The organism is Vibrio sp. sp1, assembly GCF_016920955.1.
Taxonomy (GTDB): domain Bacteria; phylum Pseudomonadota; class Gammaproteobacteria; order Enterobacterales; family Vibrionaceae; genus Vibrio; species Vibrio alginolyticus.
The window spans coordinates 2,283,748-2,309,948 of sequence record NZ_CP060589.1; the positions used below are offsets into that span (position 1 = coordinate 2,283,748).

General features: G+C 44.4%; 22 protein-coding genes and 1 tRNA gene. 15 read left to right on the top strand and 8 right to left on the bottom strand.

Annotated elements, in window-relative coordinates; translation table 11 throughout:
* Positions 1-97: 97 nt before the first annotated feature.
* The 8 genes from hemA to ybaK all read left to right on the top strand — a co-directional run bounded on the left by hemA (position 98) and on the right by ybaK (position 7,952).
* The gene (gene hemA / locus H9L11_RS10780) at positions 98-1,354 is read left to right on the top strand and encodes a glutamyl-tRNA reductase (protein WP_005384104.1); all 1,257 of its coding nucleotides are present in this window, start codon (positions 98-100) and stop codon (positions 1,352-1,354) included.
* A 29-nt stretch (positions 1,355-1,383) separates the two neighbouring features.
* Positions 1,384-2,472, top strand: a complete 1,089-nt coding sequence (gene prfA, locus H9L11_RS10785; RefSeq protein WP_005382222.1) for a peptide chain release factor 1 — start codon at positions 1,384-1,386, stop codon at positions 2,470-2,472.
* 3 nt (positions 2,473-2,475) lie between these two features.
* The gene (gene prmC / locus H9L11_RS10790; protein WP_017634841.1) at positions 2,476-3,330 is read left to right on the top strand and encodes a peptide chain release factor N(5)-glutamine methyltransferase; all 855 of its coding nucleotides are present in this window, start codon (positions 2,476-2,478) and stop codon (positions 3,328-3,330) included.
* 40 nt (positions 3,331-3,370) lie between these two features.
* Positions 3,371-3,754: a SirB2 family protein gene (locus tag H9L11_RS10795; protein ID WP_005382225.1), complete on the top strand. Its 384-nt coding sequence runs from the start codon at positions 3,371-3,373 to the stop codon at positions 3,752-3,754.
* A gap of 5 nt (positions 3,755-3,759) precedes the next feature.
* Positions 3,760-4,569 carry a SirB1 family protein gene (locus H9L11_RS10800; RefSeq protein ID WP_005384098.1) on the top strand — a complete coding sequence of 270 codons (810 nt, stop codon included), beginning with the start codon at positions 3,760-3,762 and terminating at the stop codon, positions 4,567-4,569.
* 53 nt (positions 4,570-4,622) lie between these two features.
* Positions 4,623-5,474: a 3-deoxy-8-phosphooctulonate synthase gene (kdsA, locus tag H9L11_RS10805; RefSeq protein ID WP_005384095.1), complete on the top strand. Its 852-nt coding sequence runs from the start codon at positions 4,623-4,625 to the stop codon at positions 5,472-5,474.
* A gap of 219 nt (positions 5,475-5,693) precedes the next feature.
* On the top strand, positions 5,694-7,376 hold the full coding sequence (gene ushA, locus H9L11_RS10810) for a bifunctional UDP-sugar hydrolase/5'-nucleotidase UshA (protein WP_064377050.1): 1,683 nt from the start codon (positions 5,694-5,696) through the stop codon (positions 7,374-7,376).
* A 102-nt stretch (positions 7,377-7,478) separates the two neighbouring features.
* Complete coding sequence (gene ybaK / locus H9L11_RS10815) at positions 7,479-7,952, top strand: Cys-tRNA(Pro) deacylase (protein ID WP_064377051.1); 474 nt, start codon at positions 7,479-7,481, stop codon at positions 7,950-7,952.
* A gap of 64 nt (positions 7,953-8,016) precedes the next feature.
* Here the strand turns inward: ybaK and rluF are convergent, their stop codons facing one another.
* The 3 genes from rluF to H9L11_RS10830 form a co-directional block, all read right to left on the bottom strand.
* Positions 8,017-9,174: a 23S rRNA pseudouridine(2604) synthase RluF gene (gene rluF / locus H9L11_RS10820; protein ID WP_064377052.1), complete on the bottom strand. Its 1,158-nt coding sequence runs from the start codon at positions 9,172-9,174 to the stop codon at positions 8,017-8,019.
* Positions 9,175-9,268: 94 nt separating this feature from the next.
* Positions 9,269-9,850 carry a DNA endonuclease SmrA gene (gene smrA, locus H9L11_RS10825; RefSeq protein ID WP_064377053.1) on the bottom strand — a complete coding sequence of 194 codons (582 nt, stop codon included), beginning with the start codon at positions 9,848-9,850 and terminating at the stop codon, positions 9,269-9,271.
* A 132-nt stretch (positions 9,851-9,982) separates the two neighbouring features.
* Positions 9,983-10,123 (bottom strand): DUF3149 domain-containing protein, encoded by a 141-nt coding sequence (locus H9L11_RS10830; protein ID WP_005382236.1) that lies wholly within the window; start codon positions 10,121-10,123, stop codon positions 9,983-9,985.
* Positions 10,124-10,382: 259 nt separating this feature from the next.
* On the opposite strand from H9L11_RS10830, the gene H9L11_RS10835 reads away from it, so the two are divergent.
* A tRNA-Pro gene (locus H9L11_RS10835) sits at positions 10,383-10,459 on the top strand.
* A 186-nt stretch (positions 10,460-10,645) separates the two neighbouring features.
* Here the strand turns inward: H9L11_RS10835 and H9L11_RS10840 are convergent.
* Positions 10,646-11,068: a hypothetical protein gene (locus H9L11_RS10840; RefSeq protein WP_064377054.1), complete on the bottom strand. Its 423-nt coding sequence runs from the start codon at positions 11,066-11,068 to the stop codon at positions 10,646-10,648.
* A gap of 112 nt (positions 11,069-11,180) precedes the next feature.
* Positions 11,181-12,053 (bottom strand): TraB/GumN family protein, encoded by an 873-nt coding sequence (locus H9L11_RS10845; protein WP_005382001.1) that lies wholly within the window; start codon positions 12,051-12,053, stop codon positions 11,181-11,183.
* A 494-nt stretch (positions 12,054-12,547) separates the two neighbouring features.
* Here H9L11_RS10845 and H9L11_RS10850 point away from each other — a divergent pair, with 494 nt between their 5' ends.
* Positions 12,548-15,199 (top strand): beta-N-acetylhexosaminidase, encoded by a 2,652-nt coding sequence (locus H9L11_RS10850; protein WP_205390748.1) that lies wholly within the window; start codon positions 12,548-12,550, stop codon positions 15,197-15,199.
* Positions 15,200-15,637: 438 nt separating this feature from the next.
* Entirely contained in the window at positions 15,638-16,330 is a 693-nt protein-coding gene (locus H9L11_RS10855; RefSeq protein ID WP_005382004.1) for an oligogalacturonate-specific porin KdgM family protein, read from the top strand.
* Positions 16,331-16,395: 65 nt separating this feature from the next.
* On the opposite strand, the gene H9L11_RS10860 is transcribed toward H9L11_RS10855, so the two are convergent.
* Positions 16,396-16,845, bottom strand: a complete 450-nt coding sequence (locus H9L11_RS10860; RefSeq protein WP_005382005.1) for a DUF411 domain-containing protein — start codon at positions 16,843-16,845, stop codon at positions 16,396-16,398.
* 21 nt (positions 16,846-16,866) lie between these two features.
* Complete coding sequence (locus H9L11_RS10865; protein WP_205390749.1) at positions 16,867-19,563, bottom strand: copper-translocating P-type ATPase; 2,697 nt, start codon at positions 19,561-19,563, stop codon at positions 16,867-16,869.
* A gap of 478 nt (positions 19,564-20,041) precedes the next feature.
* Here H9L11_RS10865 and chiP point away from each other — a divergent pair, with 478 nt between their 5' ends.
* The 4 genes from chiP (at position 20,042) to H9L11_RS10885 (ending at position 25,092) form a co-directional block, all read left to right on the top strand.
* On the top strand, positions 20,042-21,163 hold the full coding sequence (gene chiP, locus H9L11_RS10870) for a chitoporin (RefSeq protein WP_017819978.1): 1,122 nt from the start codon (positions 20,042-20,044) through the stop codon (positions 21,161-21,163).
* A gap of 123 nt (positions 21,164-21,286) precedes the next feature.
* Entirely contained in the window at positions 21,287-21,883 is a 597-nt protein-coding gene (locus H9L11_RS10875) for a DUF2057 domain-containing protein (protein WP_005382008.1), read from the top strand.
* A gap of 177 nt (positions 21,884-22,060) precedes the next feature.
* Complete coding sequence (gltX, locus tag H9L11_RS10880) at positions 22,061-23,488, top strand: glutamate--tRNA ligase (RefSeq protein ID WP_005384075.1); 1,428 nt, start codon at positions 22,061-22,063, stop codon at positions 23,486-23,488.
* A gap of 641 nt (positions 23,489-24,129) precedes the next feature.
* Positions 24,130-25,092 (top strand): OmpA family protein, encoded by a 963-nt coding sequence (locus tag H9L11_RS10885; protein WP_005382010.1) that lies wholly within the window; start codon positions 24,130-24,132, stop codon positions 25,090-25,092.
* A 115-nt stretch (positions 25,093-25,207) separates the two neighbouring features.
* On the opposite strand, the gene H9L11_RS10890 is transcribed toward H9L11_RS10885, so the two are convergent.
* Entirely contained in the window at positions 25,208-25,714 is a 507-nt protein-coding gene (locus H9L11_RS10890; protein WP_005382011.1) for a hypothetical protein, read from the bottom strand.
* Positions 25,715-26,201 lie beyond the last annotated feature (487 nt).

The following is a 26,201-nucleotide window of genomic DNA, read 5'->3' on the forward strand; positions in this document are numbered from 1 at the left end:
CTTAGGAAAACAAATCCGGCTTACCCTTTCAATAAATGCGTGCTTACAGTAAAATTCTGGACCTATTTTATAACCTATCCCAGAGATACCACGTTAGATGTCCTTGCTTGCTATTGGAATTAATCACAATACAGCGTCTGTCGACTTGCGAGAGAAGGTGGCGTTTGGTCCGGATAAACTCGGCCCTGCACTCGAGCAACTTAGAGAGCACGAAGCGGTTAACGGCAGTGTGATTGTTTCAACCTGTAACCGAACTGAGTTGTACTGCGATGTTAAGCAAGGAGCGCGAAACAAGTTGATCGATTGGCTTGCTCAATTTCATCAAGTGAGCCGCGAAGATTTAATGCCGAGTTTGTATGTTCATGAAGAACAAGCTGCAATAAAGCATTTGATGCGCGTATCGTGCGGTCTTGACTCTCTGGTGTTGGGTGAGCCTCAAATTTTGGGGCAGGTAAAGCAAGCATTTTCTGACTCGCGAGATCATCAAGCTGTCGATGCCTCGATTGATAAACTGTTTCAAAAGACGTTCTCAGTCGCCAAACGGGTAAGAACAGAGACAGATATTGGTGGTAATGCCGTGTCCGTGGCTTATGCGGCATGTACACTGGCAAAACATATTTTTGAGTCGTTATCAGATTCAACCGTGCTTTTAGTTGGTGCGGGCGAGACGATTGAATTGGTCGCGAAGCATTTAGCGTCCAACGGTTGCACAAAAATGATTGTCGCGAACCGCACTAAAGAGCGCGCGCAAGGCTTAGCGGACCAATTTGGCGCAGAAGTGATCAGTTTGAACGAAATTCCTGAACATTTGGCGAAAGCGGATATTGTGATTAGCTCAACGGCGAGCCCATTGCCTATTATTGGCAAAGGTATGGTCGAAACGGCTCTAAAGCAGCGCCGACATCAACCTATCTTGTTAGTCGATATTGCGGTGCCGCGAGATGTGGAGTCGGAAGTCGGTGAACTGAACGACGCATATCTGTATTCTGTTGATGACTTGCAATCTATCATCGACAGCAACATTGAGCAGCGTAAAGTCGAAGCGATTCAAGCTGAAGCGATTGTTAGTGAAGAAAGCGCTGCATTTATGACATGGTTGCGTTCACTGCAAGCCGTCGATAGTATTCGCGACTATCGCAAATCAGCCAACGAAATTCGTGAAGAGTTACTGAGCAAAAGTTTGCAATCTTTAGCGGCAGGCGCAGATCCGGAGAAAGTGCTGCGCGAGCTGAGTAATAAACTCACCAACAAACTGATTCACGCTCCAACTCGCGCATTGCAAAGTGCAGCAGAGCAAGGCGAACCAGCAAAATTAACGATTATCCGCCAAACACTTGGCTTGGATGATCTATAACTCACGCTTTTTATTAAGAAAACGACACTATGAAAGCCTCTATTCTGACTAAGCTAGAAACGCTAGTAGAACGTTACGAAGAAGTTCAACATCTTCTTGGTGATCCTGATGTAATTGGAAATCAGGACAAATTCCGTGCTCTATCAAGAGAGTACTCTCAGCTAGAAGAAGTAACCAAGTGCTTCCAAGCTTATCAACAAGCACAAGAAGATCTTGTCGCCGCTGAAGAGATGGCAAACGAAGACGACGAAGAAATGCGTGAAATGGCGCAAGAAGAAATCAAAGAAGCGAAAGCGACGATTGAGCGTCTTACTGATGAGTTACAGATTCTTCTTCTGCCAAAAGATCCGAACGATGATCGTAACTGTTTCCTAGAAATTCGTGCAGGTGCGGGTGGCGACGAAGCGGGTATCTTCGCGGGTGATCTATTCCGTATGTACAGCAAGTACGCAGAAAAGCGTGGCTGGCGCATCGAAGTCATGTCTTCAAACGAGGCAGAGCACGGTGGTTACAAAGAGATGATCGCGAAAGTAAGCGGCGACGGTGCATACGGCGTGTTGAAATTTGAGTCAGGCGGTCACCGTGTACAGCGTGTTCCTGCAACTGAATCTCAAGGCCGTGTGCATACTTCTGCTTGTACAGTAGCAGTAATGGCGGAAATCCCTGAAGCGGATCTGCCTGAAATCAAAGCAGCAGACCTGAAAATCGATACGTTCCGTGCATCTGGCGCGGGTGGTCAGCACGTTAACACCACGGATTCTGCAATTCGTATTACCCACTTACCAACGGGTACGGTAGTAGAGTGTCAGGATGAGCGTTCACAGCACAAGAACAAAGCGAAAGCAATGGCGGTTCTTGCTGCTCGTATCGTTCAAGCGGAAGAAGAGCGTCGTGCCGCAGAAGTGTCTGATACACGTCGTAACCTTCTAGGTTCTGGTGACCGTAGTGACCGTATTCGTACATACAACTACCCACAAGGTCGTGTGTCTGATCACCGTATCAACCTGACCATCTATCGTTTGAACGAAGTGATGGAAGGTGACCTGCAGAGCTTGATTGATCCTGTGATTCAAGAGCACCAAGCAGACCAACTTGCGGCGCTCGCAGAGAACGGCTAATCGATGAGCCAAGTTCAATCGATTGAGCAAGCACTGAAAAGTGCGACGGCGAAACTGGCAGAAGGCGGCAAAGAGTCGCCTTCTCTCGATGCAGCTGTACTCCTTTGCCATGTCCTTGGCAAACCACGAACTTACCTGCTGACCTGGCCAGAAAAAGCATTAGAAGCAGAGCAAAAATCTCAGTTTGACGCTCTACTTGAACGACGTTTAACTGGTGAACCCGTCGCTTATATTATTGGTGAGCGAGAGTTTTGGTCTTTACCATTCAAAGTTTCTCCCTCTACCTTGATCCCAAGACCGGATACAGAACGTTTGGTCGAAGTTGCACTCGATAAGACCTACGAGCAGACTGGGCCTATTTTAGATCTTGGAACGGGGACGGGAGCTATCGCCATCGCGCTTGCATCTGAAATGCCAAAGCGTCAAGTGATGGGCGTAGACCTTAAGCAAGAAGCGAAAGCACTTGCAGAGTACAATGCTGAGCAGCTAAACATCAAAAATGTGACCTTTGCTCAAGGCAGTTGGTTTGAGCCTATTACAGAAGGTACGAAGTTTGCTTTAATTGTCTCCAACCCGCCATATATTGATGAAAAAGATCCACATTTATCCCAAGGCGATGTGCGCTTTGAGCCAAAATCTGCATTAGTTGCTAAAGAGAATGGCTTAGCTGATATTCGTCATATCTCGGATCTTGCTCGTCAGTATCTTGAAGTGGGCGGTTGGCTGGCATTTGAACATGGTTATGATCAAGGTGAGGCGGTGCGTGAGATAATGCGTGGCTTTGGTTACCAACAGGTCGCTACGGAAAAAGATTATGGCGGTAACGATCGAGTAACACTTGGTTGTCTGGCCAGTTAATCATGGAAGTCAGCAAACACTAACTAAAAAGAGAAGAAAAATGTACGTAGCTCTAAAACACATACACTTAGTGACGATCGCTCTCAGCGCGACGCTACTATCGATCCGATTCGTGTTAATGATGATGAACTCACCGAAGCGAAATAATCGCTTTTTGAAAGTGTTTCCCCACATCGTTGATACTGCATTGCTAGTGTCAGGTATCGCGCTTATTTTCATTACGGGTTTCATCCCGTTTACCGATGCCGCACCGTGGTTAACAAACAAAATCACCTGCGTACTGGCGTACATTGCGCTTGGATTCTTCTCATTGAAACTTGCGAAAAACAACCTACTGAAGATATTTGGCTTTTTCGGCGCATTAGGTTGGTTGGTCATGGCTGCAAACATTGCTGTGTCTAAGAGCCCTACGTTATTTGGATAGACGTCATGTTAGAGTTTTTTGACGAAGATTTTGACAATATACCGTTGGTGGAAGGTGCGCTTGAGCTAAACAAAGCGATTAACCCAGAAACCAAAGTACATTGGGCGAAACAAGAGTTAGAGCGTCTTTACAAAGATGCAGAAGCCACGCTTGTTCATGAAACCGATGAAGAGCAACGATTTGATGCATTCCTACGACTGTTTTTCCACGAGTGGGGGTTCAAAGGCGACGAGCAGGAATACTTTATTTCGGACAACAGCTTCATCGATAAAGTGTTGGAGCGCAGAAAAGGTATTCCTGTGAGCTTAGGTTCGATTTTGTTATACCTAGGCAAAAAGCTGGGGTTCCCGTTGAAGGGAGTTACTTTCCCTACTCAGTTCCTGTTAAAAGTCGACTGGATGCATAAGAAGCCAGACTACATCAACCCATTTAATGGTGAGTATGTAGGTGAAAGGATTCTTCAAGCTTGGCTTATTGGCCAAGAAGGACCGCTAGCTCAGCTAAAGCCTGAACATTTTGAGGAAGCTGACAACCCAACAATTATTGGTCGCTGGTTGGCGTTGATTAAAAGTGCGATGTTGCGTGAAGAGCATTATACGCTGGCATTACGTTGTACAAATCTTGCTCTAACATTTGTGCCAGATGACCCATACGAAATTCGTGACCGTGGTTTTATTTTCCAACAGCTAGAGTGCCCTCAAGTAGCGGTATCAGATTTTCAGTACTTTATTGACCAATGCCCTGACGATCCGGCTTCCGAGCTACTAAAATCACAAGTTAATGTGATGAGTGAAACGCACGTCACACTTCACTAATTTTATCGATGTGCCGAACTGTGGCGTATCGTGGACAGAAAAAGAGAATCAAAATGGAACAGAAAATCGTTAATATCGGCGACATTCAGGTTGCTAACGACAAGCCATTCACCCTATTTGCAGGTATGAACGTTCTTGAGTCTCGTGATCTTGCGATGCAGATCTGTGAGCACTACGTAAAAGTAACGGAAAAACTTGGTATTCCTTACGTATTTAAGGCGTCGTTTGACAAAGCAAACCGCAGTTCTGTTCATTCATACCGTGGTCCAGGTCTGGAAGAAGGTATGAAAATCTTTCAGGAGCTGAAAGACACTTTTGGTGTAAAGATCATCACGGACGTTCACACTGAAGCACAAGCTCAACCTGTCGCTGACGTGGTAGACGTTATTCAGCTTCCTGCATTCCTAGCTCGTCAAACTGACCTTGTTGAAGCTATGGCTAAAACAGGTGCGGTTATCAACGTGAAGAAACCTCAATTTATGAGCCCTGGTCAAGTGGGTAACATCGTTGAGAAGTTCGCAGAATGCGGTAACGACAAGATCATCCTATGTGAGCGCGGTTCTTGCCACGGTTACGATAACCTAGTTGTAGACATGCTTGGTTTTGGTGTGATGAAAAATGCTTCGAAAGGTAGCCCAATCATCTTTGACGTAACGCACTCACTACAAATGCGTGACCCATCAGGCGCAGCATCTGGCGGCCGTCGTGAGCAGACAGTTGAGCTTGCTAAAGCGGGTCTAGCGACAGGCATCGCAGGTCTATTTATCGAAGCGCACCCAAACCCAGACCAAGCGCGTTGTGATGGCCCATCTGCACTGCCTCTAGACAAGTTAGAGCCATTCTTAGCACAAATGAAATCGCTTGATGATCTGATCAAGAGCTTTGCAGATATAGATATCAAGTAAACGCCAGATGACTGGTGGTAACAAATACTATAGCCAACCGATGTTGGCTATTTTTTTATCTGAAAAGCCGTGAATTCTCAAACTTGTTACTGATGAATTTGTTATTGCTAAACAATGCATCATAATTATTAAATCAATGTGTTAGGGTGCACGTGGTTTTCAAATAGATCCAATGCTTAAAATGTGCGTCAGTAATCCCAATAAGAAAAAGGTAAATAAATGAATCAGCGTCTGATGATCAAAACTGTTTTGAGTGCCGCTATCTTGGCCTCGTTAGCTGGGTGTGCTACGCAACCTGTACCAGATTGGAATGCCGATACAACCTATAAATTGACCGTATTGCACACTAACGATCATCATGGTCGCTTTTGGCAAAATCGATACGGTGAATATGGCATGGCGGCGCGTAAAACGTTAATCGATGATTTGCGCGAAGAAATACAGGCTGAGGGGGGGAGCGTGTTATTGCTTTCTGGTGGTGACATCAACACAGGAGTACCTGAGTCTGATTTACAAGATGCCGAGCCGGATTTCAAAGGCATGAGCAAAATTGGTTACGATGCGATGGCTCTAGGTAATCATGAGTTTGATAATCCATTGGATGTGCTATTCAAGCAGCAAGAGTGGGCAAACTTTCCGATGTTGTCTGCCAATATTTACGATAAAAATACTGGCAAGCGTTTATTCCAACCATACGCGATGTTTAACAAGCAGGGCATTAAAATTGCGGTCATTGGTCTTACAACCGAAGACACAGCGAAACTTGGCAACCCTGAGTTCATTGAACAAATTGACTTCCGTGACCCAAAAGAAGAAGCCAAGAAGTTGATTGCAGAACTGAAAGAGACAGAGTATCCAGATCTGATTTTTGCTGTCACGCATATGGGACACTATGAAAATGGTAATAGAGGCATCAATGCTCCTGGCGATGTGGCGTTAGCTCGTTATTTGAATGACGGCGATCTCGACATGATCGTTGGAGGACACTCACAAGAACCTGTGTGCATGGAAGGTCCAAACGTTATCAAAAAGAACTTTAAACCAGGTGATGAATGTCAGCCCGATAAACAAAATGGTACCTTTATTGTTCAGGCACATGAGTGGGGGAAATATGTGGGACGCGCCGATTACGAGTTTCGTAATGGCGAACTCTCGATGGTGAGCTACGATCTGATCCCTGTAAACTTGAAAAAGAAAGTTAAAGTTGATGGGCAGTCGCAACGAGTCTTTATCCAAGAAGAGATTAAACAAGACGAAATGATGCTTGAGTTTCTTCGTCCTTATCAAGAAAAAGGTCAGGGCAAGCTAAACGTGAAGATTGCAGAATCTAACGGTAAGCTTGAGGGTGACCGCAATGTGGTTCGTTACCAGCAAACAAACTTAGGTCGATTAATTGCAACGGCTCACATGGAACGTGCGAAAGCAGATTTCGCTGTAATGAATTCTGGTGGTGTTCGAGATTCGATTGCTGCGGGTGATATTACTTATAAAGACGTGCTCACTGTTCAGCCATTTGGCAATATGGTTTCTTACGTTGATATGACGGGTAAAGAGGTATTAGATTATCTAAATGTCGTTGCAACTAAGCCTGTTGACTCTGGGGCTTATGCACAGTTTGCCGGCATTGCGATGAGTATCAATAATGGTGAGGTAACCAATGTGTTCATTGGTAATAAGCAACTTCGCTTAGATGGTAATTACCGCTTTACCGTACCAAGCTATAATGCTGCTGGTGGAGATGGTTACCCTAAAATCGACGATCATCCAGGGTATGTAAATACAGGTTTTACCGATGCTGAGGTTCTGAAGGATTATTTAGAAACACACAGCCCTATTGATGTTAATGAGTATGCCCCTTCAGGTGAAATCACGTATTTAGTTGATACGGCGATTGATCAGTAACCCAACAGAGAAAAAGCGATTGACTCAAACTCGCTGATATCATTAACTAAAAGCGCAGATCCAATTCAGTCTGCGCTTTTTGTTTTTATGAGGAGAATCTTGATGACTCCGGCCATTAATCTTGCGAAAAAGAAAAAAATTCCACACACGATTCATCAGTATGAGCATGACCCTAGAGCCGATAGTTATGGCTTGGAGGCTGCTGAAGTACTGGGGCAGGATCCGAAAACAGTATTTAAAACCTTGTTGTTCTGCTTGAACGGGGAGCCAAAGAACCTTGCGGTTGCGATTATCCCTGTTGATCAAAAGCTGAACCTAAAACTGGCGGCGAAAGCAGCGAAGGGCAAAAAGGCCGATATGGCTGATCCGGAAATCGCGCAAAAGACCACAGGTTATGTCGTTGGTGGAATTAGCCCACTAGGGCAGAAGAAAGCCTTACCTACTTTTTTGCACGAAAGCGCAGTAGAGCAAGACACAATCTGTGTGAGTGCTGGTAAACGTGGTTTAGAAATTGAGTTAGCCCCGAGAGATTTGCTGAACTTAACTCGCGGTCAGTTTGCACCTCTTTGTTTGTAAACTCATGACAAATAAAAAGGACGCTCATGAGCGTCCTTTTTTGATCTTGCCTGTCAGTGAAGCGTTACTTCTTCAGACTCAATGTACCACCAGTGCGTTTAGCTGGTTTACTTGGTTTCGCGGCATTTGGGTTCATGTAATGCTGCTTAGGCTTACTCGGTGATTGAGGCTTGTTTGCTGAATGCGTATTGCTCGATGCATCTGGTTTACGGTGTGATTTACCATGCTCGCCTTGCGGTCTGCTGCGTTCACCTTGTGGTTTCGCTTTGTAATGTTCTTTAGCTGGACGTCCGCCTTCATCATCACGCTGACGACGCTTTTGTTGACCTTTTTTCGAGTTTGGTGCATGACGGAATTCATCAGCATTGTTACCGCGGAAAGTTCGTGTCTTCTGGTTACGACGAGCAGTAGAATCTTGGTTTTCTTCACGGCTATCAAACAGCTTCGCGTCGGTCGCTTTACGAATGTTGCGACCTCTAGAGTCTGTTTTTGATGCTTCTTCTGTACCTACAGAGCCTTCACACATTGCTAGGATCTCTGCCACTTCTTCGTCACTTAGGTAACGCCATTTTCCATTCGGAATACCATCAAGAGAGATATTCATGATGCGTACGCGACGCAGCTTGAATACTTCATAGCCCAGCGCTTCACACATGCGACGGATCTGACGGTTAAGTCCTTGAGTGAGCACAATACGGAAAGAGAATTTAGTTTCTTTCGTTACCTTACAAGGTAGGGTGACTGTGTCGAGAATCTTAACGCCGCTCGACATCTGTTTGAGAAACTCACCTGTAATCGGTTTGTCCACGCGCACAACGTACTCTTTTTCGTGGCTGTTGCCAGCACGGAGGATTTTGTTGACGATATCGCCATCGTTGGTCAAAAAGATCAGACCATCAGAGGGTTTGTCTAAGCGGCCGATCGGAAAGATACGTTTTTGATGGCCGATGAAATCAACGATGTTTCCAGGGACGTCTCTCTCAGTTGTACAGGTGATGCCTGTTGGTTTATTGAGAGCGATATAAATCGGCTTCTCTTTTGCTGCCACTGGCTTACCATCCACACAAACATCATCACCAGGTAGCACTTTTGTCCCCATTTCAGGTTTGTTGCCATTAATGGTGACACGGCCTTGCTCAATCAGTCTGTCTGCTTCACGGCGTGAGCAAAACCCCGTTTCACTGATGAATTTATTTAATCGTTTAGCGTTGTCTTGTGACATTTTTGTCTCCTAACGTTTCACAACGGCGAATGAAGCTCCCTTCCTTTAAGGGGAAGGAAGAATAAGGGCGGGCATTCTAGCATTAGGGTGAAATTTAGCCTAACCGTTTTTGGTGACGTTCGCGGGTTTCTAATTTCTTTTCCGCACTTTTTCTAAGTAGGACGTAAACGGCTCCAGTTCCACCGTGAAAGCGTTGCGCACTATGGAAGCATTGGACTTCCTTTATTTGTCGTAGCCAACTGCTAACAAAACTTTTCATCATTGCAGGTGGATTTGAGCGTTCTCCTCGACCATGGACGATAACGACCGTTCTAATGTCCATTGATAGGCATTGCTTTAAAAACGTCACGACTTCATCACGTGCTTCTTTCAATGTTTTACGGTGCAAACCCAAGCGAGCTTGGATTGGATACTTACCAAGGCGAAGTTTGCGGTAAACCCCGTCCTGTACACCATCACGTTTGAACTCAACAAAGTCCTCTGGCTTGAGCATTTCAGCGTGATCAAGTGATAGGTATTCTGGGTCATCTTCCGTTAACCAGATTGCTGCTTCGCGTTTTGCGAGCTGTGCTTCTGTTACTTGGTGTACTTTTTTGTGTTCGGTGGTGTCTTGAGTGATTGGCTTTACATCGCCCATCATCTGTTGAAATAGATCAAAATCGTCGTCGTGAGACATAGCAGTAATCTCATTAAGAACAGGGAAGAATAATAGGATTATATCAATGAGTGGTGCATTGAGATCAAATAAAAAACCGGAGTAGGCAAGTAACCGACTCCGGTGCAAAGCGTTTCTAGAGCTAAGCGAGATCTAGTGAGGAGATTTGTCGTTCATGATCTTGTATATGAAGAAACCGCCGTAAAATAACATCAGACCAATTGCCCCAAAAATTACTATCATTGACGATAGACCCACTGCATTACCAAATAGGAGATCAAGCCAAAAGTCCATACGTTTCCTCCAAGATGTTCCCGACAGGAATAAACTAAATGGCGGTGTCTTGTTGCACACTGATCTGGATCAATTATGTTGCTAAGGTTAATAAACTGTATTTTGTTGTGAGTTATCAGTCACATTTTACGTGCTAGTGTTCAGTTATTCATCAAACGAATTAAGACCTAAGGTTTTTTTGTAAAAAGCACTTGCGCCACAGTTCAGAATCCGTAATATACGCATTCGTTGACGGGGACAATTCCTCAGTTAAACATCTCGGTGAATAGCGCAGCTTGGTAGCGCATCTGGTTTGGGACCAGAGGGTCGGGGGTTCGAATCCCTCTTCACCGACCACTTTTAGAAAGCCTGCTCAATGAGCAGGCTTTCGTCGTTTTTAGCGCTAGTAATTTTAGACTTCAATAGTATCGAATCAAATTGGGGTTCGCCTGATGTTCGAATATGGCACTTCACCGACACGTATTGAGAGGAAGGCTCTACAGAAATGTAGGGCCTTTTCATTTTTTAGAGTGAGTAAATTTATTACTTGATGTCACACGAGATAGTATTGATAGGAGTTTCAGAAGTAGTGAAGCGGACATAAGCGGTCTTTGGGTGATTTGGACCAATCTTGACGTAACCCGCTTTTAAATCGTCTTCATCAAACGTTAATGAGTGAGATTTGCTTGTGTTTCCATCATAGTAAACCGCTTCAAAGCCTTGGTTCATCATATGTGCAACGCGATTTCGAGTGTGGGCTGTTGAAAACGTGATGTTCGCGCAACGCATCATTGGTTTTTCGGTAATAAGAAATTGACCACTCTCTTTATCTAAAACACCGCCTTTTACTTCCGGAGTTATATCAATAGCTTGAAAAGCTTCTACGTTGCATGGCGGTTTAGCATAAGACAGCGAAGAAGTGAGCATAATTCCAATCGTGTATAGGAATAAATATTTAAATTTCATATGAGTTGTTTTGTATCCACTTAGCTTAACGGCGTTTTATAAGAAAGTTTGAATGAATTTTAAATGGTTGTATTTAAATAATTGTATTTAAATGGCATTTTTCAAACAATCACTAGATATCACAATTTGCTTGGCGCGTCTTACCCAGTGGTTTGATGTTAAATCCCCGATTTTTAAGCAGTTCAATCAGGTTATCTTTACCTACTAAATGCAAGCCACCAACAACAACGGTGTAACGACCCGATTGCTGAGGTAGAACACTGCCAGTGTCGAGTTTTTTAGCCCAATCTCGATTACGCTCGTATAAAAAGGCTTGGTTAAACTCTTCTGTTGTATGATCGGTCAAAGAGGCTTCGACCAACATGCTACCATCACCACTCTTCCAACTCTCTATCAAGCATTGAACCAACTCTTCTCCGCCATCATATTCTTCAATTGATGAGAGAAGTATCTCTTTACCGCCTTCTGATTGACCTGCGATTAAATCGATTTGGAATTGCACGGACTCCAGTGGAATGACCGGGATTTGCTTTTTATCAGCGAGTCCTATTAAGTGCATGTCGACCCCTTTATCAGAGACATACCCCAGTTTGTTGACTAAAGCGAGTTGGATGGTGAATGCCGCCATCCAAGGTGGGGAATTTAGGAGTTGAGTTTCTGGTAAACCTAAATCTTGGGCAATTTCAATTAAGTGGCGACGTTGAGCTCTGTCTAAAACATCTTTAGAAAGAATGGTTGTTTGTGGGTAAACCAAGCCTTCAGAATTCCTGACGTCTGCTTCAATAATCAACCCTGCGCTTTGGCTTAAATGCTGGATGACCGTTCTAGGGAGTGGGTACATCGTTTTATCCCCCACATGTACCGAGCCAATAATCATAAGTTCGGTTTCCCCTTTTTTCGCTAACCAATGCTGTGGCTCTGCATAAGAGGAAAAAGGAGTCAAAGTAACAAGTAGAGATGATATTAGCGTCAAGAGACGAAACATAGAATGGTCCTCAGATAAGATACCTTTAAACTTTATACGCAAAATAGCGTGAGGTTAAGTGCAATTTCTCCAGTGGGGTATTCGACAAAATCGTCATTTCTAAAAATATTGACGAGTTTTGACGACGAATAAATGAGAGTCACTTCACGAAAGGTAAATAGGTAATTCGCTTACTAATGGTTCACAAAATAATTAGGCGTGATCCAAATCTTACAAAATCAGTCGTAACTCATGAATATAAGTGACCTAGATCGCAGCAAACTCGTCAAAACAAGTTGTTCGATTTTGACGTGTATTGTAACTCCATGAAAATTAGGTTTTTATTGTTTTTGCTGAGTGTCATTTTTTGAGCTGGATCACTTCCTATTTCTATTTATTTTACGCTTAGAAATAACAGGTTGTATGTTGAATGTAACGGTTAGGTACCTCGCATTTGAGGGGCCGAGATTTTTATCATTGTCGTTTTGAACCACTGACTTTTTTGGGGAAGTAAGATGTTTAAACCTAGTCTGATTGCTGTTTCTGTTATCACTACATTAGCAGGTTGCTCTGCGCTGCAAAGCTCTGAACAACAAGTTGTAAATTCGTTGGCTAATAATCTTGATATTCAATACCAAGTGTTGACTAACCACGGTGCAAACGAAGGTCTTGCTTGTCAGGACTTAGGGGCTGAGTGGGCGTCTTGTAACAAGGTAAACATGACGCTGGTTAACCAAGGTGAAGCGGTTGACTCAAAAGATTGGGCTATTTACTTCCATAGCATTCGTCTGATTCTGGATGTTGAAAACGAACAGTTTAAAATCTCTCGCGTAACGGGTGATCTACACAAACTAGAACCAACAGATAAGTTTGATGGTTTTGCTGCGGGTGAAGAGGTTGTGCTTCCTCTTGTTGCTGAATACTGGCAGCTCTTTGAAACCGACTTCATGCCAGGCGCTTTCGTTGCTGCACCAAATGCAGAGCCTAAGATGATCGCTTCTCTTAACACAGAAGACGTTGCATCTTTCGTGACTGGCCTTGAGGGTAACAACCTAAAACGTACGCCAGATGACAACAACGTATTTGCGAGCGCTGTGTCTCGTTTCGAGAAGAACGAAGACCTAGTAAAACAAGACGTATCAACCACGTTACTACCAACGCCACTGTCTGTTGAAGCAGGTAACGGTACGGTAGATATCGCGGCGGGTATTGCGCTGCCTAAAGCCGCTTTCGATGCAACTCAATACGCGGTAATCCAAGATCGTGCAGAAGTGGTAGGTGTGGATGTTCGTGGTGATCTTCCTGTAAGCATCACTGTTGTTCCTGCAGACTTCACCGGTGAATTGGCAAAATCTGGTGCTTACGAAATGAGCATCAAAGGCGACGGTATTGCGATTAAAGCGTTTGACCAAGCAGGTGCTTTCTACGCAGTACAATCTATCTTTGGCCTGGTAGATAGCCAAAATGCTGATTCTCTACCACAACTGTCTATTAAAGATGCGCCGCGTTTTGATTACCGTGGTGTGATGGTGGACGTGGCTCGTAACTTCCACTCTAAAGACGCGATTCTTGCAACGCTTGACCAAATGGCCGCGTACAAGATGAACAAACTACACCTTCACCTAACGGATGATGAAGGCTGGCGTTTAGAAATCCCGGGTCTGCCTGAGCTGACTGAAGTTGGCGCTAACCGTTGTTTCGATTTGGAAGAGAAAAGCTGTTTACTGCCTCAGCTTGGCTCAGGTGCAACGACAGACAACTTTGGTTCTGGCTTCTTCAGCAAAGCAGACTACGTGGACATCTTGAAGTACGCGAAAGCGCGTAACATCGAAGTGATTCCTGAAATCGATATGCCAGCACACGCTCGTGCAGCAGTGGTATCAATGGAAGCACGTTACGACCGTCTAATGGAAGAAGGTAAAGAAGCAGAAGCGAACGAGTACCGCCTGATGGATCCTCAAGATACATCGAACGTAACGACGGTTCAGTTCTACAACAAGCAAAGCTTCATCAACCCATGTATGGAATCTTCAACTCGCTTTGTTGATAAAGTGATTTCAGAAGTAGCAGCAATGCACCAAGAAGCGGGTACGCCGCTAACAACATGGCACTTCGGTGGTGATGAAGCGAAGAACATCAAGTTAGGCGCTGGTCTGCAAGACATTAACGCAGAAGACAAAGTAAGCTGGAAGGGTAACATTGATTTGTCTAAGCAAGACAAGCCATTCGCACAGTCACCACAATGTCAGACGCTAATTGCAGACGGTACGGTAAGCGATTTTGCTCATCTACCAAGCCACTTTGCAGAAGAAGTGTCGAAGATGGTGGCAGAGAAAGGCATTCCAAACTTCCAAGCTTGGCAAGATGGCCTTAAGTACAGTGAAGGTGAGAAAGCGTTCGCAACAGAAAACACACGTGTTAACTTCTGGGACGTTCTTTACTGGGGTGGCACATCATCAGTGTACGAATGGTCTAAGAAAGGTTACGACGTTATCGTTTCTAACCCAGACTACGTATACATGGACATGCCGTACGAAGTTGACCCGAAAGAGCGTGGTTACTACTGGGCGACGCGTGCAACAGATACTCGTAAGATGTTTGGTTTTGCACCAGAGAACATGCCTCAGAACGCAGAAACCTCTGTAGACCGCGATGGTAACGGCTTCACTGGTAAAGGTGAAATCAAAGCGAAACCTTTCTATGGTCTATCAGCACAGCTGTGGTCTGAGACAGTACGTAACGACGAGCAATACGAGTACATGGTATTCCCTCGCGTACTGGCAGCCGCTGAACGTGCATGGCACCGTGCTGATTGGGAAAACGACTACAAAGTGGGTGTTGAATACTCGCAAAACTCTAACCTAGTAAACAAAGCTGCGCTAAACCAAGACTACAACCGCTTTGCGAACCTACTTGGCCAACGCGAACTGGCTAAGCTAGAAAAAGCGGGTATCGACTACCGCCTACCTGTACCAGGCGCGAAAGTTGAAGAGGGTAAACTGGCAATGAACGTTCAGTTCCCGGGTGTGAAGCTTCAATACTCTCTAGACGGCAAGAACTGGCTAACTTACGCAGATAATGCTCGTCCAAATGTGAAAGGTGAAGTGTTTATCCGTTCTGTGTCAGCAACCGGTGAGAAAGCAAGTCGAGTGACCAGCGTGAAATAACTCGATTCTTGTAAGTTAATTTTTTGGCAAAGCCTCAACATCATGTTGGGGCTTTCTTTATTTTTTGAGGAAATTAAGCGTGATCGATGTCTAATTATTTTTCATTGATAAATAAGTTTTTGGTTGTAATGGTCAAGGTTATTGTGAACTGGATCGACTTAATCTGCTAAATATCAATAAACAACCTGTTTATGATCACACTTCTATTTTTTGAATAATTTTATAAAAATACAATAAGTGCCTGTATTTCCGATGTTTTTATCAGGGTTGTTGAGCTCGGTTTGAACAAGATCACTTTTTAAAATGTTTTATTTTCCATCGCGAATTAATTAAAACAATATTGCGAACGCCAAGGAGGCACATTCCAAAGTTTGCGATAAAAGGGAAGAGATGCCCTCTAAAACTATCGCATAACGTGAATAAATAAAGGCAGTAATTATGAAAAACATTTTTGCACTGAGTGCTCTTTCTCTCGCTTTCGCTTCTAGCGCTTTTGCTGGTTCTTCTTACGTAACAGGTAATGTTCAATTCCACGATGATGGTCGAATTCATGGTTCGGACGTTACGTCTACACTGGAAGCTGGTCATACTTTTGATAACCAATTCGGCGGCTTTACGGTTTACACCGAATTTGATGGTATTCAGTTGGGTAAACTGGAAACAGAAAACGGTGGCGCAGGTAACACAACACCAGCAATCACTGTGGGTGGTGAGCAGTCATTTAATATTACCGATCATTTATGGGTTGCCGCGGGTTACCAACACCTGTTCTCTGCTGGCGAGAATGTACAGTACCGTCCATTGGTTAAGATCGGTTACAACTTCGATAACGGCATCTCCTTAAGTAACCGTACTCGTGCGCACATTGATGCGACAGACGCAGATGCGGATACAGATTACCGCATGGACAACCGCATCGGTTACGTGATGAATGAGGATGTGACGCTAAGCTACAACAACGTCTACATGATTGAAGCGGAAACCATGGACCACGAGCTTCGTGCAACGTGGACTCGTAAAGGTGTTCAACCTTACTTTGAGTTCCGTAGTCAAGCACACGGTGCAGAAAACGCGAGTGGTGACAGCCTAGTGAATAACGCTTTTGTATTTGGTGCCTCTTACGGCTTCTAATTTTATATTTGTCTTAACTGTCCATTAAGAAAAAGCCCAGCGGTTTATCTCGCTGGGCTTTGTTTTTATTGGTCGTTGCCTTCGTGGTGGCTATATTCGAACACTTGGCCTTTTTCGTTAAAGGCGTAAACGGTGTAGCTGTCTTTTTTGTCGCCATATTCCATACCAGGGGAGCCCATTGGCATGCCTGGTACTGATAGGCCTTTTGCGTTACGTGGTGGATTTTTCAAAAACGCTTTAATGTCTTCGGCTGGAATGTGACCTTCAAACAGATAGCCGTTGATCTCTGCCGTGTGGCAAGAGTAAAGCTGTTCATTCTTGATGCCTAGATCGCGTTTGATGGCGTTCATGTCATCGTGCAATTTTTCTTCGACCGTAAAGCCGTTCTCTTCCATGTGTTTTGTCCATTCTCCACAACAGCCACAGTATGGCGATTTATGGTTAATGACATCGGCTGCCAATACGTTGGCGGACACGGTCGCAAGCATTGCAAAGGTCAATAGTTTCAACTTCATAATACCCTCAAAAAGAAGTGGTTATTTTACTGAAAACAGTCGTAGTCGATTTGCATTACTAACGACAGTAATTGAAGACAGTGCCATTGCCGCTCCTGCGACAACAGGACTGAGCAAAAATCCAAACGCTGGGTAAAGCACACCAGCGGCAACTGGAATACCCAACGAGTTGTAAACAAAGGCACCAAATAGGTTTTGCTTCATGTTTTTAAGTGTAGCGCGAGAGAGTTCAATCGCATGTACTACCGCCATTGGTGACGTGTTCAGGATGGTCATTTGCGAACTTTCAATGGCGACATCACTGCCGCTACCCATGGCAATACCTAGGTTGGATAACGCGAGAGCAGGGGCGTCGTTAATGCCATCCCCCACCATTGCCACGACATGTCCTTGAGATTGAAGTTGCTCAATGTGCTGAGCTTTCTCATCTGGCATTACTTGGGCAATCACTTCATCAATACCAAGTTCTTGGCCGATAGTATTGGCAACGTGTTGGTTATCGCCCGTCAGCATTACCGTTTTGATGCCTTGCGATTTTAATGCAGAGAGCGCTTGCTTCGCATCTGATTTGATCGGGTCGGCAATGGCGATCAGACCGATCAGTTCGCCGTTCAATGCCACAGCTACCGGAGTCCACGCATTTTTTGCGCATTCATCGATGGCAGGTTTTAGTGCGCTGGTCTCGACGTTCTCTGCTTGCATAAATTGAAGCGAACCAATGAGTAGCGGTTTATCTTGATACGTCGCCCAAATGCCGCGCCCGCGAACGTTCTCAAACTTGTCTAATGAGACATCCTTTGCGTCGTGTCGTTTGGCGTAATCACATACCGCTTTTGCCAGTGGGTGCTCAGACTGACGCTCTGCCGCATACGCTAAAGCCAATAGATTTTCTTGGCTGGTGGCGTGAGTAAACACTTTCTGAACGCTAGGTTTACCTTGGGTAAGCGTGCCAGTTTTGTCGAACACAACCGTGTCGACTTTGCTTGCCAATTGCAGGGCGTCGGCGTCTTTGATTAGAATGCCGAGCTCTGCGGCTTTACCCACTCCCACCGTGACAGAAAGCGGGGTTGCTAAGCCTAGAGCGCAAGGGCAGGCGATGATCAGGACGGTTGTGGTGACCACCAGCATATAACTCGCTTTTGGCTCTGGGCCAACGGCAAACCAAACGAGCGCGGCCAGTATTGCTATGCCAACAACGACAGGGACAAACACCGATGAAATCTGGTCTGCCAGTTTCGCGATGGCAGGCTTACTGCTTTGCGCTGTGCGCACCATGCGGATGATACGAGCCAGCATGGTATTTGCGCCAATACCCGTTGCCTCAATGACTAATCCACCATCGGTATTTAATGTCCCGGCAGACACTTGAGCCTCTTGTGCTTTTAATACTGGTACTGGTTCACCAGTGAGCATCGACTCATCAATGTATGATTCACCTTGAATCACAACGCCATCAACAGGCACTTTCTCGCCTGGTTTGATACGCAGTTTCATGCCTAACGTGATTTGCTCAACCGCGATTTTTTGGTCGCCTTGTTCCGTAATTACCGTAGCTTGCTGAGGTTGCAGGTTAATCAACGCTTGTAAGGAACGTGTTGTGTTTGCTTTGGCTTTTGCTTCTATATAGTGACCAAGAGAAATTAAGCCGATGATCATTGCACTCGCTTCAAAGTACACGTGGCGTGAAGCAAGAGGGAACCAGTCTGGGAAAATCACCACAAGCATCGAATAGAGCCACGCTGCGCCAGTACCGAGCGCGACTAACGTGTCCATGGTGGCGCGCTTGTGAGTAGCTGCTAACCAAGCGTTACTGAAGAAGTGTTTCCCTGCTGTGGCAAGAAGGAGTAAACATACGATACCGATCGCGCCCCAAGCTAATTGGTCGTTGGTGTTGCGAATCATCATATTGCCGCCAGCTACGCCCCAAATCATTAAAGGGGCACCGACGACAAGGCCAGCAATAGCATCCAGTTTAAAGCGTTTTTGTTGCTGACGTTGTTGCTGTGCTTGCTTTTCTTGCTGGGTTGCGGCGTCTTGTAGGATCTCTGCTTGGTAACCGGCTTGTTTTACCGATTCAACAATTGCGTTAAGGAGGTCATCAGAGTCTTGGCTTGCGAATATTAGTGCGCTTTGTTCTGCAAGGTTGACCTGTGCTTTCTCAACGCCTTCTACGTTAGTAAGTGCTTTCTCTACTGAAGATACGCAACTCGCACACGTCATGCCTTGAATCAGCATTTGCAATTGAATACTCGCTGGTGGCACCTGCGTATCTTTAATATTGCTTTGCTGTTCTACCTGTTCGGTCTCTGGTGAGCTTTCGTTCTCTACTTCAACAGAATCAAGGTTGGCGGTATAGCCGAGTGTTGCTATTAAGTCGATCACTTGTTGCTCGGAGAGGAGGGTACGAATCTCTAAGTGCGTTGTTGAAGCCTCAAAAGAAATAACGTCTTGATTAGATTCTAATAAAGATGAAAGTTTTTTGACGCAACCGCCACAGCTTAAGCCTGAAAGGTTTAGTTCGTAGTGATTTCCTGCTTGGTAACCAAGAGATTCAATCGACGAGACGAGCTCTTTAAGAGAAGACTCGGTTTTGACCTCTACTTGCGTCGGGGACAAATTGAGGATCTCCACATCGTGATTTGCATGTAAAGCCTTCTCAACTTTTCTCGCACAGCCCATGCAGTTGAGCCCTGATAAAGGTATAACTAACTGATACATAATCTGCACCTCAATAGTAGTGATGCCATGAGCTTAAACCTTCCTGCAAGGGTAAGGTCAATACCCATTTGCTACTCACAACAATTTCGTCAAAATCTCTCGAATCCCACAAGTGCACGGTCATTTTACTTGCGAGTGATCTCAAGGTTTTTTCTCTTTGAATATAAAGTTCCGTTAAAACACCTAAAAGATGAATGAAGTCGCTCACGTTTTTTAGATACTCTCAATGTCAGTTCAGTGTCAAAACGTACTTTTAACGTTTTTTATTTTTTATATTTGATGTTAAGTAATTGTTTTTTATTATTTTATTTTATTTTTGATCTTCTCATTTTGAAGTCGCTCAGATTGCTGTAGGGAAAGTTTTTTAGTGCGAAAAAAGTTTGTCATATTTGCCCCGTCCAAACACTGTTTCAAGTTCCTGCCATGTCCTAGTTAGTGAATTTGAAAATGGAAAAAACTAAAAATATAGGGGTTTATAATGTCTTACCTAAAGAAAAGCCTACTTGCCACGGCAATTACCGGCATGATGTTCAGTGGTGTTGCATTTGCTGATGGTGCAAACAGTGACGCAGCAAAAGAGTTTCTAACCAAAGATTCATTTTCTTATGAAGTTTACGGGATCATCGCGATGCAGGCCGCGTACCGCGATTACGATTCTGGCAGCAAAGCAACGGACGATGATTTGGGTGGCATGCAGCTAAACAACGAATCTCGTATTGGTTTCCGTGGTAAAAAACAATTTGCTAACTTCGACCCTACTTTTATTTGGCAAATCGAAGGCGGTTATGTAGACCCTAGCTTTGGTGGCGAGGGCGCAGGTCTTGGTGAACGTGACACATTCGTCGGTTTTGAAAGTGCATCTTGGGGTCAAATTCGTCTGGGTCGCGTTTTGACACCTATGTACGAATTGGTTGACTGGCCAGCATCTAACCCTGGTCTCGGCGATGTATACGACTGGGGTGGTGCTATTGGAGGCGCCAAGTACCAAGACCGTCAATCAAACACTATCCGCTGGGACTCTCCAATGTTTGCTGACAAATTCTCCCTAGATATCGCAGCTGGTGCAGGTGATAAAGCAGGTCTAGGTGAAGGGGATGACTACTGGGGTGGTATTGCAGCACACTACAAAATTGGTCCTATCCAGTTAGATGCGGCATATGAAGGTAACCGTAATATAAAGATGGAAAGCCAAACGTGGGAAAACAACACGTACTTGGTAGGGGCACAAGGCTGGTTTGATAACGGGATCTCTTTCTTTGCGCAATACAAATACATGGAAGCGGACGCAAGCAATGGTGTGAGTGAAAAGCAAGATGCAATGTCTGCCGCTATCATGTACACGACGGGTGATTGGCAATACAAACTGGCTTACGCCGCTAACTTTGATCTCGAGCGTGATGGTAAGAAAATTAACGATACAGCGGACGATGTGTTATCAGCACAAGTTATGTATTTCGTAGACCCATCGGCAGTGCTGTACGTACGTGCTCGTACTCTAGACTTTGGCGACGGTGCGTCTCAATTAGATAAACCAACAGAAGCACGTTGGAAGTCTGCTGACTACGACGAGTTCTCTGTAGGTGTTGAATACTACTTCTAACTAAAGAAGCAGCTAAAAGGGCGGAAACGCCCTTTTTATCTTGATACTTATTCAAATAAGCCTTTGAAATGACTGGCCTGTAAATTTTAGAGGCTTATCTAAATTGGTATAAAGTGAGAAACCATGATGAAAAAAACAACGACACTTCTAGGACTTTGCGCAATGCTTTCGGCGCCAGCTTTTGCTGCTCAACTCACTCTGCAATCTGAATTAGTTCCTCGCGTTCTCAACGGCGAGTTCGTCTACCCTGAGTGGATATCCAAGAACAACAGCATCGAGTTAAAGGATGGGGAAAACCAATTAGCGGTAACGGTTGGACAAATTGTATTTGAAGATGGAAAGCGCCGTAAATTCGATTCGCAGCCGCTGGTATTAGAGTTTGATGCAGAAAAAGACACCGAGCTTTCTCTGACTTATCAAACATTCCGTACTATTGAAGAGGCGAGAGCCTTCGAACTCGATCCTAAAGTGGTATTGAAAGACAAAAACGGAAAAGAAGTGGCATTCTCTATGGTTCAACTTCGTAAAGGTGGTTTGCAAGGTTTTCGTGATTACGAACGAGAAGTTGCCGACTATAATAACGCAATGAATAAAGAATCGACTAAGGCAAGCATTGCGTCTTCTCCAGCGGAAACCAAAACAATCAAAGCATCGTTTAATGAATTGAGCCGTGAAGAGCAGCAAGAATTTATGCAATGGGCAATGCGTAACCTGAAGTAATTTCGTCTCGTGCTTTAACAGTAAATAGCAGGACTGTGCCTTTTTGGTTCTGCCCTGTTTTTATTTCTGTTGTCAAACCGATTGTAGAATTGACTTACGGTGGTAAAATGTCGCCACTTTTATCCTTGACATTACAACGAGAGATCTCTCGTTGCTCATTACCCCTAAGGAACTCAAATGACGGTTAAAACTCGTTTTGCTCCTAGCCCAACTGGCTATCTACACGTTGGTGGTGCGCGTACTGCACTTTACTCTTGGCTATACGCTAAAAACCAAGGTGGTGAATTCGTTCTACGTATCGAAGATACAGACCTTGAGCGTAACTCTCAGGAAGCGGTTGATGCAATTCTTGAAGGCATGGAATGGCTAGGCTTGGAGTGGGATGAAGGTCCTTACTACCAAACTCAACGTTTTGACCGTTACAACGAAATGGTTGATAAGCTTCTTGCTGAAGACAAAGCTTACAAATGTTACGCGTCTAAAGAGCTGCTAGATGAAATCCGTGCAGAGCAAGAAGCAAATAAAGAAATGCCTCGCTACGATGCTAACCATCCAAAAATCAAAGCAGCAAACGAAGCGGCAAAAGATGGCGATCCATGTGTTATCCGTTTCCGTAACCCGAAAGAAGGCAGCGTAGTATTTGATGATCAAATCCGTGGTCGCATTGAAATCCGCAACGATCAAATGGATGACCTAATCATTCGTCGTACTGACGGTTCACCTACTTACAACTTCTGTGTAGTAGTGGATGACTGGGACATGGGTATCACTCACGTTGTTCGTGGCGAAGACCACATCAACAACACCCCTCGTCAAATCAACATCTACGAAGCACTAGGTGCGCCAGTACCTACATTTGCACACTGTGCAATGATCCTGGGTGATGACGGCGCGAAACTGTCTAAACGTCACGGCGCTGTATCAGTCATGCAATACCGCGATATGGGTTACCTGCCTGCGGCACTAAACAACTACCTAGTGCGCCTTGGTTGGTCTCATGGTGACCAAGAAATCTTCTCTCAAGAAGAGATGATCAATCTATTTAGCCTAAACGCAGTATCTAAGTCAGCGTCTGCTTTTAACACTGATAAACTGCAATGGTTGAACAACCACTACATCAAGAACTCAGACCCTGCGTACGTTGCTGAGCATCTACAATGGCATCTAGATCAACAAAAACTAGACGTAACGAATGGTCCTGCTATCACTGACGTGATCAAGCTAGTGGGTGAGCGTTGCAACACGCTAGTTGAGCTAGCTGAGCAAATCCGTTACTTCTATGAAGATTTCTCTGAGTTTGAAGCGGGCGCAGCGAAGAAACATCTACGTGGCGTGGCTAAAGAGCCTCTAGAACTTGCATTAGCGAAAGTGGAAGCACTAACTGAGTGGACGACAGCTAACATCAAAGATGGCGTTATCGCAGCAGTATGTGAAGAGTTGGAAATCGGCATGGGCAAAATCGGTATGCCATTACGTGTTGCTGTAACAGGAGGCGGTCAGTCTCCTTCTGTCGATGCAGTCATGGAGCTGGTTGGAAAAGAGCGTTGTATTGCTCGCATTAAGATGGCGCTTGAGTTCATTGCTGAGCGTGAAGCAAACGCATAATTGCTTTGAACTGAACGTTCTTTTGAATAAATAGTCACAAAGCCGCGGTGAGCAACCGCGGCTTTTTTGTATCTTCAATTTAGATAACGAGAAACTTTCTCTCATATTGGTGAATGAAGAGATGGTTTCACCTGTAATTTACCTCAATATGGATAAGATTTTTTAATCCAAATATCGTTGGCATGAATAAAAAACGAGCGATTATATATCAAATATCTGATTGATTTTTATCCATGTTCCTTAAAGTTCCATTTTGTTTGTCTCATTTTTAAGAAAAAACCTTTGCTTTAGCTATGTTGTTTCAAAAAATAAAGCAAACGTTTGCGTTGTGATTGCGTGGGGATTTTTTTGCTTAAGATCACATGTTGTCGAGATTTTTGATGACAATAAATTGACAGAATTGGGATTTTTCTCGCGATTTCTTAGCGTTATAGTTCATCCCGTCAGCGATACCGAGATGGCGATATGTATCACTGAACAGGAAATGTACGTAAGTTGCTTCCATAAAAAAAATGCATGTGCATAAAAAGAAGCTGACTAAGTATCTCACTCAAGGAATGAATAAAAAGAATTGAAATACAACGTCAGTCAGACGGCGCATTTCGGCATCTAACAAAAGAACTTCTTTAGAGGAATCAATAATGAAAAAATTAGCAGCGGTAATTTCAGCGTCTCTACTTATGGCTTCAGCAGCACAAGCAGAAGTATACGTTGGTGGTAAGATGGGTAAGTCATGGATGGAAGACGCGTGTGTAGCGGGCCAGGCTTGTGACAAAGACGATTCTACTCTTGGCGCTTTTGTTGGTTACGAAATGAATAAATACTTCGCAGTAGAAGCGGGTTTCGACAACATCGGTGATTTTAACCAAACTTCTTTCGGTGGCCACGTAGAAGCAATCACTCTTGCTCCTAAATTTAGCCTACCAATCACTGAAGACATCGCACTTTACGGTAAAGTGGGTGGCGCTTACGTAATGTTTGATGGCAAAGATGATTACTCTTACCTAGGCGCAGCTGGTCTTGAATTCAACCTAAGCCAAAACGTAACAGCTCGTGCGGAATACCAAACACTGACTGACATCAGCAACGATGTAACTCGTGCGACAGGTAACACTGCAACACTAGGTGTTTCTTTCAAATTCGGCGGCAACGATGAGCCAGTAATCGTAGAAGAGCCAGTTGTTGTTGAAGAAGTGGTTGTAGAAGAAGTGGTAGAAGAGCCAGTTGTAGTTACGAAAACATTCGAAACTCAAACAATTGGCACAGGTAGCTTCGATCTAAACAGCACAACTCTAAAACCAGAGAGCGCTGCAAAACTTGATAACCTAGTTGCTTTCCTAAACGAGCACCCACAAGCGAACGTTGAAGTTGTAGGTTACACAGATACGTCTGGTCCAGCAGCTTACAACCTAAAAGTTTCTGAAAAACGTGCTGAGTCTGTTGCTAACGCACTCGTTGAAAAAGGTATTGATTCATCACGTATCCAAGCTCGTGGCGAAGGTGAAAACAACCCAATCGCTTCAAACGACACTCGTGAAGGTCGTCAACAAAACCGTCGCGTAGAAGTCGTTGTTCCAGAATTTGAATACCAAGTTCAGCAATAAGCTCCTATTCGACCGTAGTATAGAAGACTGAAGCTGAAAGCCCCAAAGAGTTCGCTCTTTGGGGCTTTTTATTTCTCTTCAAAAAACTGACTGAAATGTTCAAAGTGGCCAGGTATTACTTAAGATCAATGCTGTTTAAACGCCCCATAAATGTCAGGATCTCCAAGTTATCTTTATGTGCTTCTAACAACGCTTTTTTGGTTTGCATGTAGGCGGCAAGTTTGCCGTACTTACTAATAGAGCGAACCACCGTTTTATATTTATACTCACCGTCATCATTGAACTCTCGCCACTTGGCGATGTAACACGTATCTCGGTTGTCAGGGTTTTCAAGAGTAGGGTTAGGCTTGTGAACGATTTTAGGCTCAACGCTATGTGGAAGCCTAGTCATTAGGTAAGGGTCTTTCAAAAGACGTCGCCAGAATTTGCCCCACATTTGCCGGCCTAACTCGTTTCTCAGCTTAATGGCTTTTTGTAAGCCTTTCTTTTCTCCAATACGAACAAATCCTACCGAGCGGTGTAGTACCGTATCCTCGGGGGTATGGATATGTATCTTAAAGGCTGTCTTGCCTTTAGAAATAAAGCGGTGTCCAGTGTTAGTTATTAAATTGCTCTTAGACATAGTGCTAACTAATAATTTTATTAATAGCTAAAAGGGTAAGCAAAACTCATAGATAATTAAAGTAATAAAATACAAAACTGTAAATAGGGCTTGTTGAAATGATTTCAAGGGGAAGAAGTCAGATCAGTAGAAGGGTTTATCCCGTAACCGAAACACCCGATCCGATCATATTGATTACTGGGAAGATTATCTAACACGGTGTACTAGGGGGAGCAGTGCGAGGCTTGAAATTGAAGATACAAAAAAGCCTTAGCTCAAGTGGGAGCTAAGGCTATGATATGGCTCCCCCAGTAGGATTCGAACCTACGACCTGTCCCTTAGGAGGGGACTGCGCTATCCAGCTGTGCCATGGGGGCGTAATACCAATAGTTGCAGTTCATTGCACTGTTTTACTGAGTTCAAATCTAGCAATCTACCAGATCTGTATCAGCATCACGTTGAACGATTCGCTACGGTCATTGGTATAATCAAATAAGATGCGCTGCCT